Source organism: Nostoc sp. 'Lobaria pulmonaria (5183) cyanobiont', from assembly GCF_002949795.1.
Lineage (GTDB): Bacteria > Cyanobacteriota > Cyanobacteriia > Cyanobacteriales > Nostocaceae > Nostoc.
In genome coordinates this window covers 334111-351139 of sequence record NZ_CP026692.1, presented here as the reverse complement: position 1 = coordinate 351139, position 17029 = coordinate 334111, and the positions used below count along the sequence as shown (strand labels likewise).

Sequence of the window (17029 nt, the reverse complement as noted above, 5' to 3'; positions counted from 1 at the left end):
ACTGTTTGATACGACCCTTGTTATTCGGTTCTAGTATCAGTTTTATGAAAAAATAATGCTTGATTATCAAGGTCAAAATTCCCAAGAAATGGTTCCCCGAACCGTGAATGGTGCGCCGGCAATTAGCTCAAAATCACCAATGCCTTCAAAATAGTTCACGTTGAATAAGTTCGTGAAGTTGAGCGCAGCCCGATATCGACCTCGTTGGTAAAAAATTGCGGCATCGGTGCGGAAGTAGCTGGGTAACACATAGGTCGGAGTATTGTCTAAATCTCCTTGGCGCTCCCCTACATAGAATAATCCCAGGCCAAACCCCAAGCCTTGCAGTGAACCCTGTTGAATTTGATAGGTTGTCCAGAGGTTGAACGAATTGTATGGGACATCATTCAAACGATTACCCACAGGAAAGACGTTGTCTTTAGTGATTTGGGCATCAATGTAAGAATAGCCTGCAATAACATTCAATCCCGGTAAGATTTCACCCCCAATATTAAATTCAATGCCTCGGCTGCGTTGTTCACCCGTTTGAATCGAGAAGCCCAAATTGTTTGGGTCATCGGTTGAAACGTTAGTGCGGGTCAAGTCATAGAAGGCAAGGGTGGCTGAAAGTCGGTTGCTTAAATCTGCTTTCACTCCCACTTCATATTGAGTTCCTCGCCCTGGTTTAAATGGACGCCCATCGACTGAATTTCCAAATAGGCTTGGGGTAAAGGAACGGGCATAACTGGCATAGAGTGAAATTGGTGGTATGGGCTGATAAACGATGCCGACTCGTGGGGAGAATGCACTATCAGCTTGACTATATCTGAAATCACTAGTCAGATCCCGAAAGTTGTAGTCCTGAGTGTCGTAGCGCAAACCCAGTAGCAATTTCAGATTGCTTGTTAGGCTCACTATATCTTGAATATAAATCCCAAGTGAATCGCTTCCGTAATTACTGCTAAAGTCGATTTCAAAAGGTTCTTCTGCTTGCGGTTGATTATAGATAGGGTCAAATATATCAAGTGACGGAACCCCCGTCCCCCTGCTCCTTCGTGTATATGTTGTATTATCACTATTCCAATCAAACCCAACGAGCAATTGGTGTTTGATTGAGCCAGTAGAGAAATTCCCAATCAGGTCTGTTGTCAAGATATAGGTTTCGCCATCACCTTCATTAGTTACACGAATACGATTGAGGGTTCGATTATCAGAATCCAGGCTTCTAGCAACAACAGCGTCTACATCAAGTGTCGAAAATTTTACTTGGAAGGCGTTGCGTAGCGACCAATTGTCGCTGAATTGATGTTCTAATCTGTACCCAACTCTACTGTTCTCTGTGCGGACAAAGTCACTAGGTTCACCAGAGTTGAAACTGCGGGGAATTTTACCATTTGGATTGGGAAAAACAGTGCCGACAGTCGGTAGACCGACATACGATCCAGCATCAATGCTGGCATACTCTCCCTGTAACGTTAAGTTGGTGCGATCGCCAAGCCTAAAACTCAGGCTAGGTGAAATACTCAGGGATTGTCTATCAAAAAAATTGATAAAACTACCAGAGTTCTCGTAGCCGACATTTAGTCTGTAGAGAACTGATTTAGAATCATTTAAGGGTCCTGATAAATCAACCCTTCCACTGTAGAAATCATAATTTCCGATCGTTGCCTCTACCTGGTAAAAAGGGTCACGAAGTGGCTTCTTAGTGACAAGATTAACTGTTCCACCTGGAGCAGCAGAACCATACAGCACTGAAGCTGGACCTTTAAGAACTTCTACTCTATCAATATTAAATAGGTCGGTTCCGAACCCTTGCCCAGTCACACCGCCCGCCGAATCAAACAACCCATCCCTGAGAACATTCCCTGAGTCACTCGCATCAAAGCCACGAATTGTAAAATTAGTTGCCGAGGAATAAAGCCCGCTCCTTTGAGTAACACCAGGGACATTTTTGAGAGCATCTTCTATACGGGTCGCTTGCTGATCGCGAATCACCTGCTGCGGGACGACTTGAATCGATTGGGGAATGTCACGCAGGGGGGTGTCTGTTTTCGTTGCAGTGCTGGCATTCGGGACGCGATACCCATCTTGCTCTCCCGTCACCACCAACTCAATCGGCTCATCTTCCTGGACTGATGGTTTCTCCTGCGGTGTTTCACTCGTTGGCTGTTCACCTTCAGGCTGCTGTGGTGGTTGCATTGCTGTTGCAGCAGGTGTCAAACCAAAAATCAATCCTTCATCACTGTCAAATAACTCAACAGTTGGCAATCCTGATTCACCCGCCACTGTCACCCTGATAGTATTAGCATCAAGGTTTGTAACGGTTATCACAGTAATACCCTCAGCTGGCTTTTGCGAACGGAATGTGAAAGCATCACCATTAGGTAAACGCAATTGAGCATTAGGTATATCAGCGATAAAGTTATTCTCAGCACTGCGATTTGTAATTTGCAGTTTGTCTCCACCAGTCGTCTGTAAAATTACCTCCACACCTTTCTGGGTAGGTTTAGCTTGCACTCCCGTCACTTGGATTACACCCCCCTCAATCTTCTCTTGATAAGGGGGAACATTTGGTGCTGGTGACTGTACTAGCATTCTGGCACTAGTATTAGGAAGCTCTATCTGATTGAGTTGGGTAATCTCTCTAATTATTCGGGATTTACGTAGCAAGGATGCAATAGATTTACTCTGTATTTGTGACTTTGCTATTTCTTGAGCCGTTACGCTCATTGCACAAAAAAGCCAAACCGAACTTGTTAATAATAAAATTTGCGATAACTGCTTTGGTTTCATTGGCTACTCTATACACTTGGCTATACTATAGAAAATCAGTGTCAGTAGTATTTATGACTTACTTTACTATGATTTCGAGAATAAATCTTACAGGAAATGGCTCACCAATTGCAAGTCTTTATCATTTATTCTTTACAAAAATATTTACATAACGATCTATCCTTAAGCATGGTTCCCGATGTGACTTTATTTCACTCTCTTACTGACTTTCAGAAATTGTTTCATTCGAGTTTTACCTTCCTGCAACTGTTGAGTTCTAACATCAGTTTGATAAGAATTTGATGATTGTTTGCTGTTGGCTAGATTGATAAACTCAGCTAAAGAACTGATAGTCGGATATCTAAATAAATCGAGTATTAATAAATCTTTTTGAAATATTTCCCGCAGTTGGCTATGAACCTGAACTATTAATAATGAATGTCCACCTAGCTCAAAGAAGTTATCGTTAATGCCAACCTTTTCTATTTTCAGTGTCTTCTGCCAAACCATCGCAATAGATGTTTCTAAATCATTTTGTGGCTTGATGTAGGTGGTTTCTAACTGTGGACGAAGATTATCTGGTATTGGCAGTGATTGTCGATCTACTTTACCATTAGGTGTTAATGGCAGAGCCTTCATTGATACAAAGGCAGCGGGTATCATATAATCAGGTATTTTGTCTCTGAGAAAACTCCGTAATTCACTAATTTTAAGAGTCAATTCCTGTTCAGATACTACATAGGCTACTAGCTGCTTGTCTCCAGACATATCTTCTCTGACTACAACTACAGCTTCTTTAATAGTAGGATATTGAGTTAATGTGGCTTCAATTTCTCCAGTCTCAATACGGAAACCGCGTATCTTAACTTGGTTATCAATGCGACTAATGTACTCAATATCTCCATTTGGTAGATAGCGTGCTAAATCTCCTGTCTTGTACAGACGTGCAGACGGCTGCTCGCTAAAAGGGTGAGGAATAAACTTCTCTGCTGTCAAATCAGGACGGTGAAAATACCCCCGTGCCAGTCCTTCGCCACCTATATGCAATTCACCTGGTATACCTACAGGAACTAACTGATGATATTGGTCGAGGATATAAAGCTGTGTATTTGCAATTGGGTGACTAATTAGTACAGTGTTGTTAACGGTTTCTACTAAGCTAGCTGCCGACCAAATAGTGGTTTCAGTCGGTCCATACATATTCCATAAAGAATGACATCGTTGCCGTAATTGATTGGCTAGGTGTCCAGGTAAGGCTTCACCACCACAGAGAATTTTTAATTGATAATTACCATCCCAGCCTGCGGCCAAAAGTAACTGCCATGTCGCTGGTGTGGCTTGCATAACTGTAGCTTGGGAATCAGTTAACATTGCTGATAGTTGTGTTCCATCCCAGGTTACTTCCCGACTAGTAATTACCAAGCGACTACCTACAATGATTGGCAAGAACAGTTCTAAGGCGGCAATATCAAAGGAATAGGTCGTGACTGCTAGTAAGGTATCTTCTTTAGTAATACCTGGACTTTGCTGCATCGCAAAGAAGAAGTTGCTCAGAGCAATGTGGGGTATTTGCACGCCTTTTGGTTTGCCTGTGGAACCAGAGGTATAGATTGTATATGCTAGGTTATCAGTTGTTAGTTGGCAGAATAAATTATCTTGCCTTTGTTGGGCAATCAGGTGCCAATTAATATCTAAACAAACGACTTGAGCATTTTGTTGCGGTAATGCCGCAACGAGCGATGCTTGAGTCAGCAACACTGGCGCTTGAGTATCTTCTAGTATAAATTCTAATCGTTCTTTAGGATAACTAGGGTCTAGTGGTATGTATGCACCACCTGCTTTGAGGATGGCTAATAATCCGATTATCATGTAAAGCGATCGCTCTACACAAATCCCCACTAATACCTCTGGTTTTACTCCTAGCGATCGCAAGTAATGCGCCAATTGGTTAGCTCGTTGATTTAGTTCACCATAGGTTAACTGTTGGTCTTCAAACACGACTGCGATCACGTCGGGTGTGCGTTCTACTTGGGCTTCAAATAATTCATGAATACATCTATCCTGGGGATACTCAGTTTGTGTATTATTCCACTCGTGCAGTAATTGATGCTGCTCAACTTCCGTCAATAATGGCAACTCTGACAAACGCTGCTGTGGATTTGTAACCATGCCCTCTAGCAAAGTCTGCAAATGTCCTAGAATTCGGGTAATGGTATCGAAGCGATCACTATCATCGCAAGCAATCTGGAGCGACAACTTTTCACCTGGAATCACAGTTAGGGTTATAGGATAGTTGGTTCTTTCAAAGCTAGAAAAATCCTCTATCTTAAAATTGACATCCCTCTGTTGTACAGAAGCGTCTACAGGATAGTTCTCAAAAACTACTATATTATCAAACAGAGCAAGACCTTTGGGAACTTCACTCCATCCCTGGACTTTTACTAAGGGACTATATTCGTATTGACGCGCTTCAACTAATTGAGTTTGAATTTTTTGCAGCCAAGGTAAAAGAAATTCTTCGGACGATATTTTTACTCTAATCGGTAGTGTGTTGATAAACAGCCCTACCATAGACTCGGCTTTAGCTAGAGTTGCGGGACGACCAGAACCTACTGCCCCGAAAACTACATCTTCTTGACCACTGTAGCGGCTTAACAGCAAAGCCCAAGCTCCTTGTACCAGAGTATTTAGCGTTAGTTGATGCTGCTGTGCTACAGATTGCAATGCTGCGGTTGTGACTGCTGAAAGTTGAATCTTCTGTTGGGTATAGTCATCTTCTGGAGTCAGTGATTTTCTAGCTTTTTGGTCTGTCCACAGCTGTGTTGGAGCAGTAAAACCTTTGAGCGCCTGTTGCCAGAAAGTCTCAGCCTCGGATAGGTTTTGTTGTTGTAGCCAGACAATGTAATCCCGATAAGAGCGAATAGGTTCTAGGTATACGTCTTCACCGTTGCTGAAAGCTTTATAACAAGCAAGAACTTCCTTAAAAATTAGGGCAACAGACCACCCATCCAGTAACAGATGATGATGACTCCAGATAAAGTTATAGGATGTATCTGAAAGTTGAACCAGTGTGAAGCGCATCAATGGTGGTTGCGTCAGTTCAAAGCCACCAGAGCGATCGCTTTCCAAGAAAACCTCTAACTTTTGTTGTTGTTCATCTGGAGACAGATGCTGCCAATTATACTCCTGCCACGGTAGAGTTACCTGTCCATGTACAACTTGTACTGGTTCTTTTAAGCCTTCCCAAACAAAACAGGTTCGCAGAATTGAATGGCGCTCTACAACATAGTGCCATGCGCGATGGAATGCTGGAATGTTAAGTTTTCCTTGGAGAGTCCAGCTAAATTGTTCAAAATAGTTGCCAGATTTGGGGGCTGCAAGACTATGATAGAGAATGCCCTGCTGCATCGGCGAGAGGGGATAAAAATTTTCAATGTTTTTGTTTTTTACCGTCATATCAAATATCTCCTGTAGCTGCTGTAATGGCATTTACTATCACCGAACTTTTCTAATAAAAAATCAAGTTCAATATTGGTATTAGTATTAACATTACTTACTTCTATAAAATTATTGATTATAGTTGCAATTTGATAATCTATTTTTTCTTCTATAGAGAATGTATGAATTGCCGGAGTAAATAATTGCATTCCTTTCTCTGCAATTTCATGTTAAAATTTTCTTTTTGCTTCAATCAAAATCTGTTTTGGTGATATTTTTTGCTCATTCAGTTTCATATTTAAATCCTTTTTAGAAGCAAAAGAAAAATGATTAAGTCAAATATTTCCGATGACAGCTGTGATGGCATCAAGATCGGATTGCTCCCATTGGCTTTGCTGAAACTCAGCGAAATCGGAAGGGGTAAAGCCTCCTGCATCAGGAGATTGGCAATGAGTAATCAGTACTCGCAATGCCTCAATAAAGCTTTGAGCAAGAGTTTCAACTGTGGTTTGACTATGCAACTGATTGCTGTAAGTCCAGTTTATTTGCAGACGTCCTTGAGAAATACCACCGTTAACTTCCAGCAAGTGATTTCGTTTGCTTTGCAAACTATTACTCGGACCGGTCGATTCGGTAGCAAAGCCAAATAAAGACGATTGTGGTAAAACTTGGTCAAACTGTCCTAGATAATTAAAAACCACTTCCGCTTTTGGCAAACGACTGAATCGTTGGCTAATTTCCATATCTTCACTGAGATAGCGCAACACTCCATAACCAATACCTCGATTTGGAATCGCCCTGAGCTGCTCTTTAATTGATTTGAGGGCTTTTCCTGGTGAGTCGAAAGCACTATTGAGACTCAGATGTACCGGGAAGATAGTTGTGAACCAACCCACCGTCCTCGATAAATCTATATCCTCGAACAGTTCTTCTCGACCATGCCCTTCTAAGTCAATTAGTAATGAAGTTTCTCCTGTCCATTGGCTAAATGTTTGCACAAGTGCAGTTAACAACACATCATTAATTTGCGTCTGATAAACTGCTGGTACATGTTGCAATAAAACTTGAGTTTCTTCCGCAGTCAGCGATACAGTCAAAGTACAAGCAGATTCTTCTAGATTGTTCTCATAGCTAAAATCTATGGGTATAGGCTTAACAGGTTGCTGCTCTATTGTCAGCCAGTATTCTAGCTCCGAACGCAATGCAGACGATTGTGCATACTCTTGTAGATAACTAGACCACTGCTGGAGAGAAGTTGTTTTCGGTGGCAGTTGTAGTGCTTTGTTTTGACAAATTTGCTCGTAAGCTGTTTGAAAATCTTCAATCAAAATTCGCCAAGAAACTCCATCAACAACTAAGTGATGAATCACCCAAAGTAAACGACTTGGTTGATTTGCATCCAAGTCAAAAATAGCAACTCGGAATAATGGTCCTTGTGTCAAGTTCAAGCTGGCTTGTAGCTGATCTGACATTATTTCCATCTGTGCCACTTGTTGATCTTTTGGTAGTGCTGACAAGTCTAAATATGTTGTTGGTATTACATTGTCAGGACTGACTATAATCGCTTGAAGACCTAATTCCTTTTTTATAAATCGCGAACGTAGAGCATCATGATGCTTTTGTAAATCTTCTGCTACCTTTTCTAAAGCTACAGGGTTAATGCGCTGTTTGACTTCTAGCATTACCGCTTGATTCCAGTGGTGTGGTTCTGGTTGCTCTTGTTCAAAAAACCAATGCTCAATAGGTGTTAACTCTAGCGAACCAGTGATTAGGTTTTGTTGTGCTGAAATTTTCTGAGTTGTGCCAGCTACAGCAGCTAGTTTTGCTATGGTTTGGTGTTGAAATAATTGCTTAGGAGTTAGGTGCAGCCCCGCAAGGTTTGCTTTGGATACTATTTGAAGAATGAGGATAGAATCTCCTCCTAATTCAAAAAAGTTGTCGTTTATACCTACTTTTTCCAAATCTAGTACTTGTGTCCAGATAACAGCCAATTGTTTTTCAGCGGTCGTCTGAGGTGCGATGAAAGCTTTTTCTAGTTCTGGACGTGCTGTATCAGGTGCAGGTAATGCCTTACGGTCAACTTTACCATTGGGTGTCAGTGGTAGTGCTTCTAATGTGGCAAAAGTTGCTGGTATCATGTAGTTTGGTAACTTTGACTCAAGGAAGCTACGTAGTTTGGGAATTACTAGTGTTTGCTCTTTTTGTGGGACTATATAGGCGACTATTTGTTGAGAATCTGCTTGTGAACAATAAACTGCAACTACAGTTTCTCGGACTGCGGGATGTTTAGTAATGAGCGCTTCAATTTCTCCCAACTCAATGCGGAAACCACGTATCTTCACCTGGTGGTCAATCCGACCAATGTATTCTATTTCTCCAGTTGGTAGATAGCGTGCTAAATCTCCTGTTTTGTAAAGACGCCCTGCTGCTTTATCACTAAAAGGATTGGGGATAAATTTTTCTGCTGTCAAGTCGGGGCGGTTTAAGTAACCCCTACCTACTCCCACACCACCAATATAAACTTCACCTGCTACACCAAAAGCAACAGGATTAAAATACTTATCAAGTAGATAAATTTGAATATTTGCTATTGGTCGCCCAATCGGAACTGTTGTTTGGTTGGTCAAATTATCCTGACACTGCCAAAAAGTCACATCTACAGCCGCTTCTGTTGGTCCATAGAGATTATACAGTTGGGCATCAAGTCGATTAAAGAAGCTCTGTTGTAGTTGGACTGGTAATGCTTCACCACTGGCTATGACTCTTACCAAAGACTGACATTTTTCTAATCCTTCTGCTGACAGGAATGCTTGCAACATTGATGGGACAAAATGTAAGGTCGTAATTTGCTGCTGTAGAATCAAGTTAACTATGTAGCTGGGATCTCGATGACCTTCTGGTTGAGCTACTACTAACCGCGCACCTGTCATCAACGTCCAGAAAAATTCCCACACAGATACGTCAAAACTGAAGGGTGTCTTATGCAACACACAATCTGCTGCGGTTAATTGGTAGGCATCTTGCATCCACAGTAAGCGATTGCAGATTCCTTGATGGGTGTTGATTGCACCTTTCGGTTTTCCTGTGGAACCTGAAGTGTAAATGACGTAAGCAAGGTTATCAACTGTGATGTTACACCCAGGATTTTCTCTGTTTTCATCAGCGATTAATTGCCAGTCGCTATCGATACAAATTACTTGAGCTTGATTTGTTGGTAAATTTTCTACTAAGTGCTGTTGTGTTAACAATAGACCTGGTCGAGAGTCTTCTAACATATAAGCCAAGCGTTTTTTGGGATAGCTAGGATCTAGTGGTACATATGCTCCACCTGCTTTGAGAATGGCTAATAGTCCGATTATCATGTAAAGCGATCGCTCTACACAAATCCCCACTAATACCTCTGGTTTTACTCCCAGTTGTTGCAGGTAATGCGCCAATTGATTTGCTCTAGTATTCAGTTCCCAATAAGTTAGCTGTTCATCTTCAAACACAACTGCTACAGCATCAGGTGTTTTTTGTACCTGTACTTCAAACAATTCATGGATGCATAGCTGTTGAGGATATTCAACTTCTGTATCATTCCACTCTTGGAGTAATTGGTGTTTCTCAGTTTGGGTTAGCAGTGATAATTCCGACAAACTTGCTTGTGGATTTGTCACAATTCCAGACAGCAACGTTTGCAAATGAGCCGCCATTCTTTGTATGGAATTTTCCGCAAATAAATCAGTATTATATTCTAAATTACCAACTAATCCTGACTCGGTTTCACTCATGTAAAGAGTCAAATCAAACTTAGCAGTATTGCTATCACTTTCTACAGGACTCAAAGTCAAATCAGGCAACTCCAAGGCAGACATCGGTGCATTCTGAAGCACAAACATCACTTGAAACAGTGGTGTATGGCTTAAATCTCGCTGTGGTTGTAGTTGTTCAACTAACAACTCAAACGGCAAATCTTGATGAGCATAAGCTCCTAATGCGACTTCCCGCACTCGTTTGAGTAGTTCCTCGAAGCTAGGATTACCTGTCAAGTTAGTTCTCAGCACCAAAGTATTGACAAAAAATCCAATTAACCCTTCTATCTCTGCTCGGTTGCGATTGGCGATAGGTGAACCAACCACAATATCTTCTTGCCCTGTGTAACGCCATAGCAGTGTTTGGAAAGCTGCTAACAGCGTCATAAATAAGGTACTTCCCTGCTGCTGGCTCAATTTATTCAGGGCTACAGACAGTTCATATGATAGCTCAAATGAATAGGTTGCACCTCGAAATGTCCCAATTGCTGGTCTGAGGTAATCAGTGGGTAACTCTAATACTTTGGGTGCATCTTCTAACTGTTGTCGCCAATAGGATATCTGCGATTGTAATACTTCTGCCTCTAACCATTGTCGTTGCCAAGCGGCGAAGTCTACATACTGTATTGGTAGTTCAGGTAATGGTGAGGGTTGATGATTACAGAAGGATGGATAAAGTGTTGCTAACTCTTGCACTAGTACGCCAACTGACCAACCGTCAGAAGCAATGTGGTGCATTGTCAGTAGTACAATGTGTTCTTGTTCATCCAGACGTAATAGTTTTACTCTCAGTAAATAATCGCTGCTGATGTCAAAGGGCTGTTGTGCCTCTTGTGCAGCTTGTTGCCTGATTTCAACTTCTTGTTGAGCTAAAGGGAGTTCGCTAATATCGATTGTTGGTAATCTTAAGGGCTTTACTTCAGAGATCACAGCTATTGCTTGCCCTTCAACTGTCTGGAAATTGGTTCTCAATGCTTCGTGGCGGCGTAGAATTTCGTTTAAACTTTGTTGTAACGCCTTGATGTTCAATTCTCCTTTCAGGCGAACAGCCGCAGGTATGTTGTAGAATGAACTGTCTGGTTCTAATTGAGCTAGGAACCATAACCTCTGTTGAGCAAATGATAGCGGTAATTGTGGCGATCGCACTATCGGCTCAATCTTTGTTGTTTCAATTCCTAAGCCTGCTTTGTTGGTTGTTTCAATTTCTTTGGCTAACTCTGCGATTGTCGGTTTTTCAAATAAACAACGTAAAGGCAGTTCTATTTGAAATACTTGGCGAATTTGGGACATCACGCGAGTGGCGATTAATGAGTGACCACCTAATTCAAAGAAATTGTTATCAATACCTACTTTTTCAATACCAAGTATTTTTGCCCAAATACCTGCTAATAAATTCTCTATTGGTGTGGTAGGAAGAATAATATTCGATGATGATATCTGTGTTAATTCAGGAATTGGTAGCGCTTTCCGGTCAAGCTTACCATTAGGTGTAAGTGGGAGCGCCTCTAATATGATAAAAGTCCCTGGTATCATATAGCTTGGCAACTTTGACTCTAAGAAATCGCGTAGCTTAGAAATTGTCAGTGTTTGTTCTGTTTGAGGAACTACATAAGCGACTAAACGTTTAGAATCTCCCGAATCTTCACTTACAACAACTACAGTTTCTTTAACTGCTGGGTATTGGTGGATAAGTGCTTCAATTTCTCCCAATTCAATGCGGAAACCACGAACTTTTACTTGATAGTCAATACGACCAATGTACTCTATTTCTCCATTTGGTAAATAGCGTGCCTGATCTCCTGTTTTATATAACCTTTCTCCTGGCTGGTTTGTGTAGGGATTGGGAATAAATTTATTCGCAGTCAGTTCAGGTTTATTTAAATAACCACGGGCTAAACCTGCACCACCAAGATACAACATCCCAGGTACACCTACAGGAACAGGTTGGCAATTTTTATCTAATAAATAAATCTGTGTATTGTGAATTGGACGACCAATAGATGGTGTGTTGCTACTACCTTTTTGTATCCAGGCAGAGGTTGAATAAGTTGTATCTTCCGAAGGACCATACAAGTTAAAAACTTGTTGTATATTCTCCTGCCGATAAAGTTCTTGTACGAGTTGATTATAGAGTGGTTCACCTGCAATATTTACAGTTTTCACTGAAGTGGGAATGCAGCCATTTCTTAGTAACTGTGAAATCACACTTGGGACGGTATTAATTAAGGTTACATTCTCAGATGTTGACAAGGTTGGTAAATATAGTGCATTCTCGATTAAAATCACTTTACCACCGCAACACAAAGGAACAAATATCTCAAACACCGAAAGGTCAAAGCAAATTGAGGTTGATGCCAAAACTCCTTTTTTAGCTTCAATCTCAAAGGTTTTATTTGCCCAATCCAACATTGCAACTGTGCTAGCGTGTTTAATCATTACACCTTTTGGTCTGCCTGTGGAACCAGAGGTATAAATCACATAAGCTAGGTTATCAGGAGTGACTTCCGAGAATAAATTTTCTTTGCTTTGTTGAGCAATATAATACCAATGTGCATCTAAACAAACAACTTGAGATTTCTGTTGTGGGATTGCTTCAACAAGGGAAGTTTGAGTTAGCAGCACTGATATTTGGGCATTTTCTAATATAAATGCCAATCGCTCTTGAGGATAGCTAGGGTCTAGTGGAATGTATGCACCACCGGCTTTAAGGATGGCTAATAGTCCGATGACTATATCTAGCGATCGCTCTACACAAATCCCCACCAATACTTCTGGTTTGACTCCTTGCTTTTGTAAGTAATGCGCTAATTGGTTAGCTCGTTGATTTAGTTCCCGATAGCTTAACTGTTGGTCTTCAAACACTACTGCTACAGCATCAGGCGTTCTTGCTACCTGCGCTTCAAACAATTCATGGATACATTTATCCTGGGGAAAATCAGTAGTTGTATCATTCCAGTCAACTAAAAGAGTCTGACGCTCAGGTTCAGTTAATAGCGGTAACTCCGACAAACGATTTTCCGGTTGGGTAACAATACCCTCAAGCAAATTAGTAAAATGCCCTACCATTCTTTCAATAGTTCCAGCATCAAATAAGTCTGTATTGTACTCCCACCATCCCCAAAGTTCTGGCTTTGAATCTACTACATATAGTGTTAAATCAAATTTTGCTGTTTCACTATTGTTGTGAAGCCACTTTAGAGTCAGATTAGGTAGCACCAAATCTTTTTTAGTATCTTCCTGCAAAGCAAAGGTTACTTGAAACAGCGGCGTATGACTGAGATTTCGCTCAGGGTGTAGTTCTTCCACTAATCGCTCAAAAGGCAGGTCTGCATGAGTATAAGCTCCTATGCATACTTCGCGTACTCGACCAAGTAATTCTAAAAAGCTTGGGTTTCCAGAAAGGTCAGTACGAAACACAAGAGTATTGACAAAAAAACCGATTAACCCTTCAATACCAGTATGGTTCCGATTAGCAACTGGAGAGCCAATGCAGATGTCTTCTTGACTTGTATAGCAGTACAATTGTGCTTGAAATACCGCTAACAAAGTCATAAACAGGGTGACTCCCTGCTGTCTGCTCAAAGACCTCACCATATCACTCAAGTGTGATGATAGCTTGAAAAATCTAGCTGCTCCTTTGAAACTTTGTACTGGAGGTCGCTGACGGTCTATTGGCAGGGACAAAGTGGTTGGAGCATCTGCCAATTGCTGCTTCCAATAAGAAAGTTGAGTTTTTTCTCGTTCACCTTGCAACCACTGATGCTGCCAAATAGAATAGTCTGGGTATTGAATGGACAGTTCTAAAAGTGGGGAAGATTTTCCAGCAGAGAAAGCTTCATATAATACTGCTAATTCTTGGTTAAGCACTTGTATCGACCAGCCATCACAGACAATGTGGTGAACAACTAACAACAATAAATTTTCTTGTTCACTAGTCTGCAATAACATCACTCGCAGCAATGGACTGAATGCTAAGTCAAAAGGCTTTCGAGCAATTTCAGCAGATAGCTGCTCAACTTCAGCCTCCTGCAATGCTTGCGGTAAGTTGCTTAAATTCACCACTTGCAATTCTACACTCAAGGTGGGATGAATTACTTGAACTGGTTGATCATCCAAAGTTTCAAAAGAAGTACGCAGAGATTCATGACGTTTTACAATCTCATTAAAACTTTTCTCTAATGCTGCACAATTCAGAACACCTTTTAATTGTATACACGCAAATTCGTTGTAAATAGAACTTTGGGGTTCTAACTGTTGGAGAAACCATAATCGCTGCTGGGGTGCAGACAGAGTAATTGGACTTTTTTGAGTGCGGCGAGGAATAACTATTTGTTGAATATCAGGCTCACTCTCACCCTGTAAGCGCTTTTCTAAAATTGCTTGTTTAGCAGGTGAGAGCTTAGAGCGTCGTTTAATAATATCATCTGTTTTGCTATCCATAATATTATATTTATAATTTTTATCACTATTTTAGTAAAAACAAACTAAGCAATTACTTGGAAATTTACATAGGAAGGTACAGGTTGAATTCGAGTTAAATCATTTTCAAAAATAACCAAGTTACTATTATTATTAATCTCTTTAAAACCTGCAAATTTATAAGATATATACATCATTCTGTTGCGATCGTTTGGTACAAACTCTGCACAAAGATGGACATTATTGCTTTGAGCTAGACTCATAATATGATTCATCATTATTGTCCCAACTCCCCTCGACATGACGCGACAAGACATTAGCAAAAGCTTGATTGTCCATAAATTAGACTCACATTTAATCAGAACTAAACCTATCTTACCATAGCTACCATACTTATCTTCCAGACTTGCAATCAGCAGTTTATGGTTGTCTGATTGGCGAAAATGATTGAGTTCATCGTAGGAATAAGTATAACCAGTTGTATTCAATTGGTTGGTTCGTAGTGTTAATTCTTCTGCACGCTGCAAGTCTTCTTCTTTAGCAGAAGATATAGTGAAATTCATATTGAGAGTAGCTAGAAATTCATCTGCTGTGCCAACAAATTCTTTTTCTGCATTTTGACGCTCAATATCACTAGCATACATCAATCTTCTGATTTGTGAATCTTCCGTAATAAAACGTGGATTCATGACAGGCATATCTAAAATGTTCTCTATCTCATCTGCGTTTATACACAGGATTTCTGGTAAAGAAAATTTTACTTCTTCTAGTTCAAATAATTGATCGTCGATAAAAGAGATAGCATCCATCCCAATATTAAGAGATTTAGCAATTTCTTTGATAGAAGCAGCCTTAGAGTTCCAATTTATTTGTGGATATAAAAAATACTCTTTTAAACCAAACTCTTTTAGTTTAGCTATTGCTGTAGTATATTCGTTCTTACTAGCTATAGATTGTATGATACCACGACTATCTAAAGTCTGAATAAGATTTACTATATTTTCTCGCACAGAGACTTTATCATCTTCCAGCAAAACTCCGTGCCATAGGGTATTATCTAAATCCCAAACGACACATTTAATAACTTTTTTGTCTTTTTGTTTACTATTTACGTCTTGTTGTTGGCTACTAATCATATATTAACTTTTCTTTGCTAATTTCTTTTCAAAGCCAGTAGTAACAGTTGAAAAAAGATAATCTTGATAACCTGAGTCGGCGATAGTAATTTCTTGAATTTGAGTAGTACCTTCAATGATTTCCATGATTTTAGAGTCACGTAAATACCTTTCCACTGGGTACTCACTACTACAACCATTGCCACCATGAATTTGCACAGCATCATTTGCTATTTTAGTAGCTACTGTAGATGCAAAGTACTTAGCAATAGAAGTTTCTAAAATTGAGTTTGGGTCGTTAATATCTTTGAGATAACCAGCTTGATAACACAGCAGTCTTGCTGCTTTCACGTTAGTGATCATCTGACTAATCATTTGGCGGATTAATTGATGTTCTTTAAGGTAAACGCCAAACTGTTTTCGTTCGTTTGTATACTTGATGCAAGCTTCCAAACAAGCTTGAGCAATACCTACACAACCTGATGCCACACTATATCTACCATAATCAAGTGCAGTAGCAGCAATGTAGGAAAATCCAAAACCCAGTTTACCTACTAAATTTTCTAAAGAAACCTGACAGTTACTAAAGTGCAATTCTGCTGACATTGAAGCCCTAACACCTAAAATCCCAGACATTGGTTTTACTGACAGTTCAGGACTATTTTTTTCAACTAAAAAAGCAGTGGGTTTTCCCTCACATTTAGCAAAGACCAAAAATACATCTGCTATTTGTCCATAGGTAATCCATTTCTTTTGCCCATTTAAGAAATAAACATCACCAGCAAGTGTTGCTGTTGTTTCTACACTTTTAGCATCGCTACCTATATTAGGTTCGCTTAACGCAAAAGCAGCAATAGTTTCACCAGATGCAAATTTAGGAAGCCAATACTGTTTTTGAGATTTATTACCCCATTTACACAAAGCATGAGCCACCATGTTGTGAACTGTCAGCAAACTCCGCACAGAAGAACATCCCCGTCCAATTTCCTCGTTGAGAATGCCATAGGTAATCATGTCCATTCCTTGTCCGCCATATTCTTGGGGTAATATAGCACCGAGAAAACCACGTTGAGCTATTTTCTTAATTAGTTCTGGCGGGGTAAATTCTTTCCTATCCCATTCGCCAGCATCAGGGCATATTTCCTGATTAACAAAAGCTCTAAATTCAGCCTTAGCGTTTTTTTGTTGAGTAGACAGTTCCAGCTTCATAGTACCATTTTTGCCACATAAAATGGCAATTTATATTTTATTACTGCACGAAAATAGCAGTTTTACGTTCAATTAAATTGGTGAGAGAGTTGATTGTACGGAAATTTTCAAATTCCAAGTCCTCGTTTTCAATAGCAATCTTAAATTCTTGTTCTACAAATAAAACAAGTTGCATAGCAAACATAGAATTGACAAAACCTAGAGCAAAAATGTCTTCATCTGGTTGTAAATTATGATTGCCAAAAAATTTTGAGAGAAAATTTTTGATTTTAGTTTGAATTTCGTTCATTAGTCTTGATATTT

The 17029-nt window shown here is 40.1% G+C and carries 6 protein-coding genes; all 6 read right to left on the bottom strand.

The window, feature by feature from the left end:
• Positions 1-72: 72 nt before the first annotated feature.
• On the bottom strand, positions 73-2772 hold the full coding sequence (locus tag NLP_RS01490; protein WP_104904840.1) for a TonB-dependent siderophore receptor: 2700 nt from the start codon (positions 2770-2772) through the stop codon (positions 73-75).
• Positions 2773-2958: 186 nt separating this feature from the next.
• Positions 2959-6207 carry a non-ribosomal peptide synthetase gene (locus NLP_RS01485; protein WP_104904839.1) on the bottom strand — a complete coding sequence of 1083 codons (3249 nt, stop codon included), beginning with the start codon at positions 6205-6207 and terminating at the stop codon, positions 2959-2961.
• 317 nt (positions 6208-6524) lie between these two features.
• Complete coding sequence (locus NLP_RS01475) at positions 6525-14423, bottom strand: non-ribosomal peptide synthetase (protein WP_158680250.1); 7899 nt, start codon at positions 14421-14423, stop codon at positions 6525-6527.
• A gap of 44 nt (positions 14424-14467) precedes the next feature.
• Positions 14468-15538, bottom strand: a complete 1071-nt coding sequence (locus NLP_RS01470) for an HAD-IIIC family phosphatase (protein ID WP_104904837.1) — start codon at positions 15536-15538, stop codon at positions 14468-14470.
• A gap of 3 nt (positions 15539-15541) precedes the next feature.
• Positions 15542-16726 (bottom strand): acyl-CoA dehydrogenase family protein, encoded by a 1185-nt coding sequence (locus tag NLP_RS01465; protein ID WP_104904836.1) that lies wholly within the window; start codon positions 16724-16726, stop codon positions 15542-15544.
• Between the two features lie 40 nt (positions 16727-16766).
• Complete coding sequence (locus NLP_RS01460) at positions 16767-17015, bottom strand: acyl carrier protein (RefSeq protein WP_104904835.1); 249 nt, start codon at positions 17013-17015, stop codon at positions 16767-16769.
• Positions 17016-17029 lie beyond the last annotated feature (14 nt).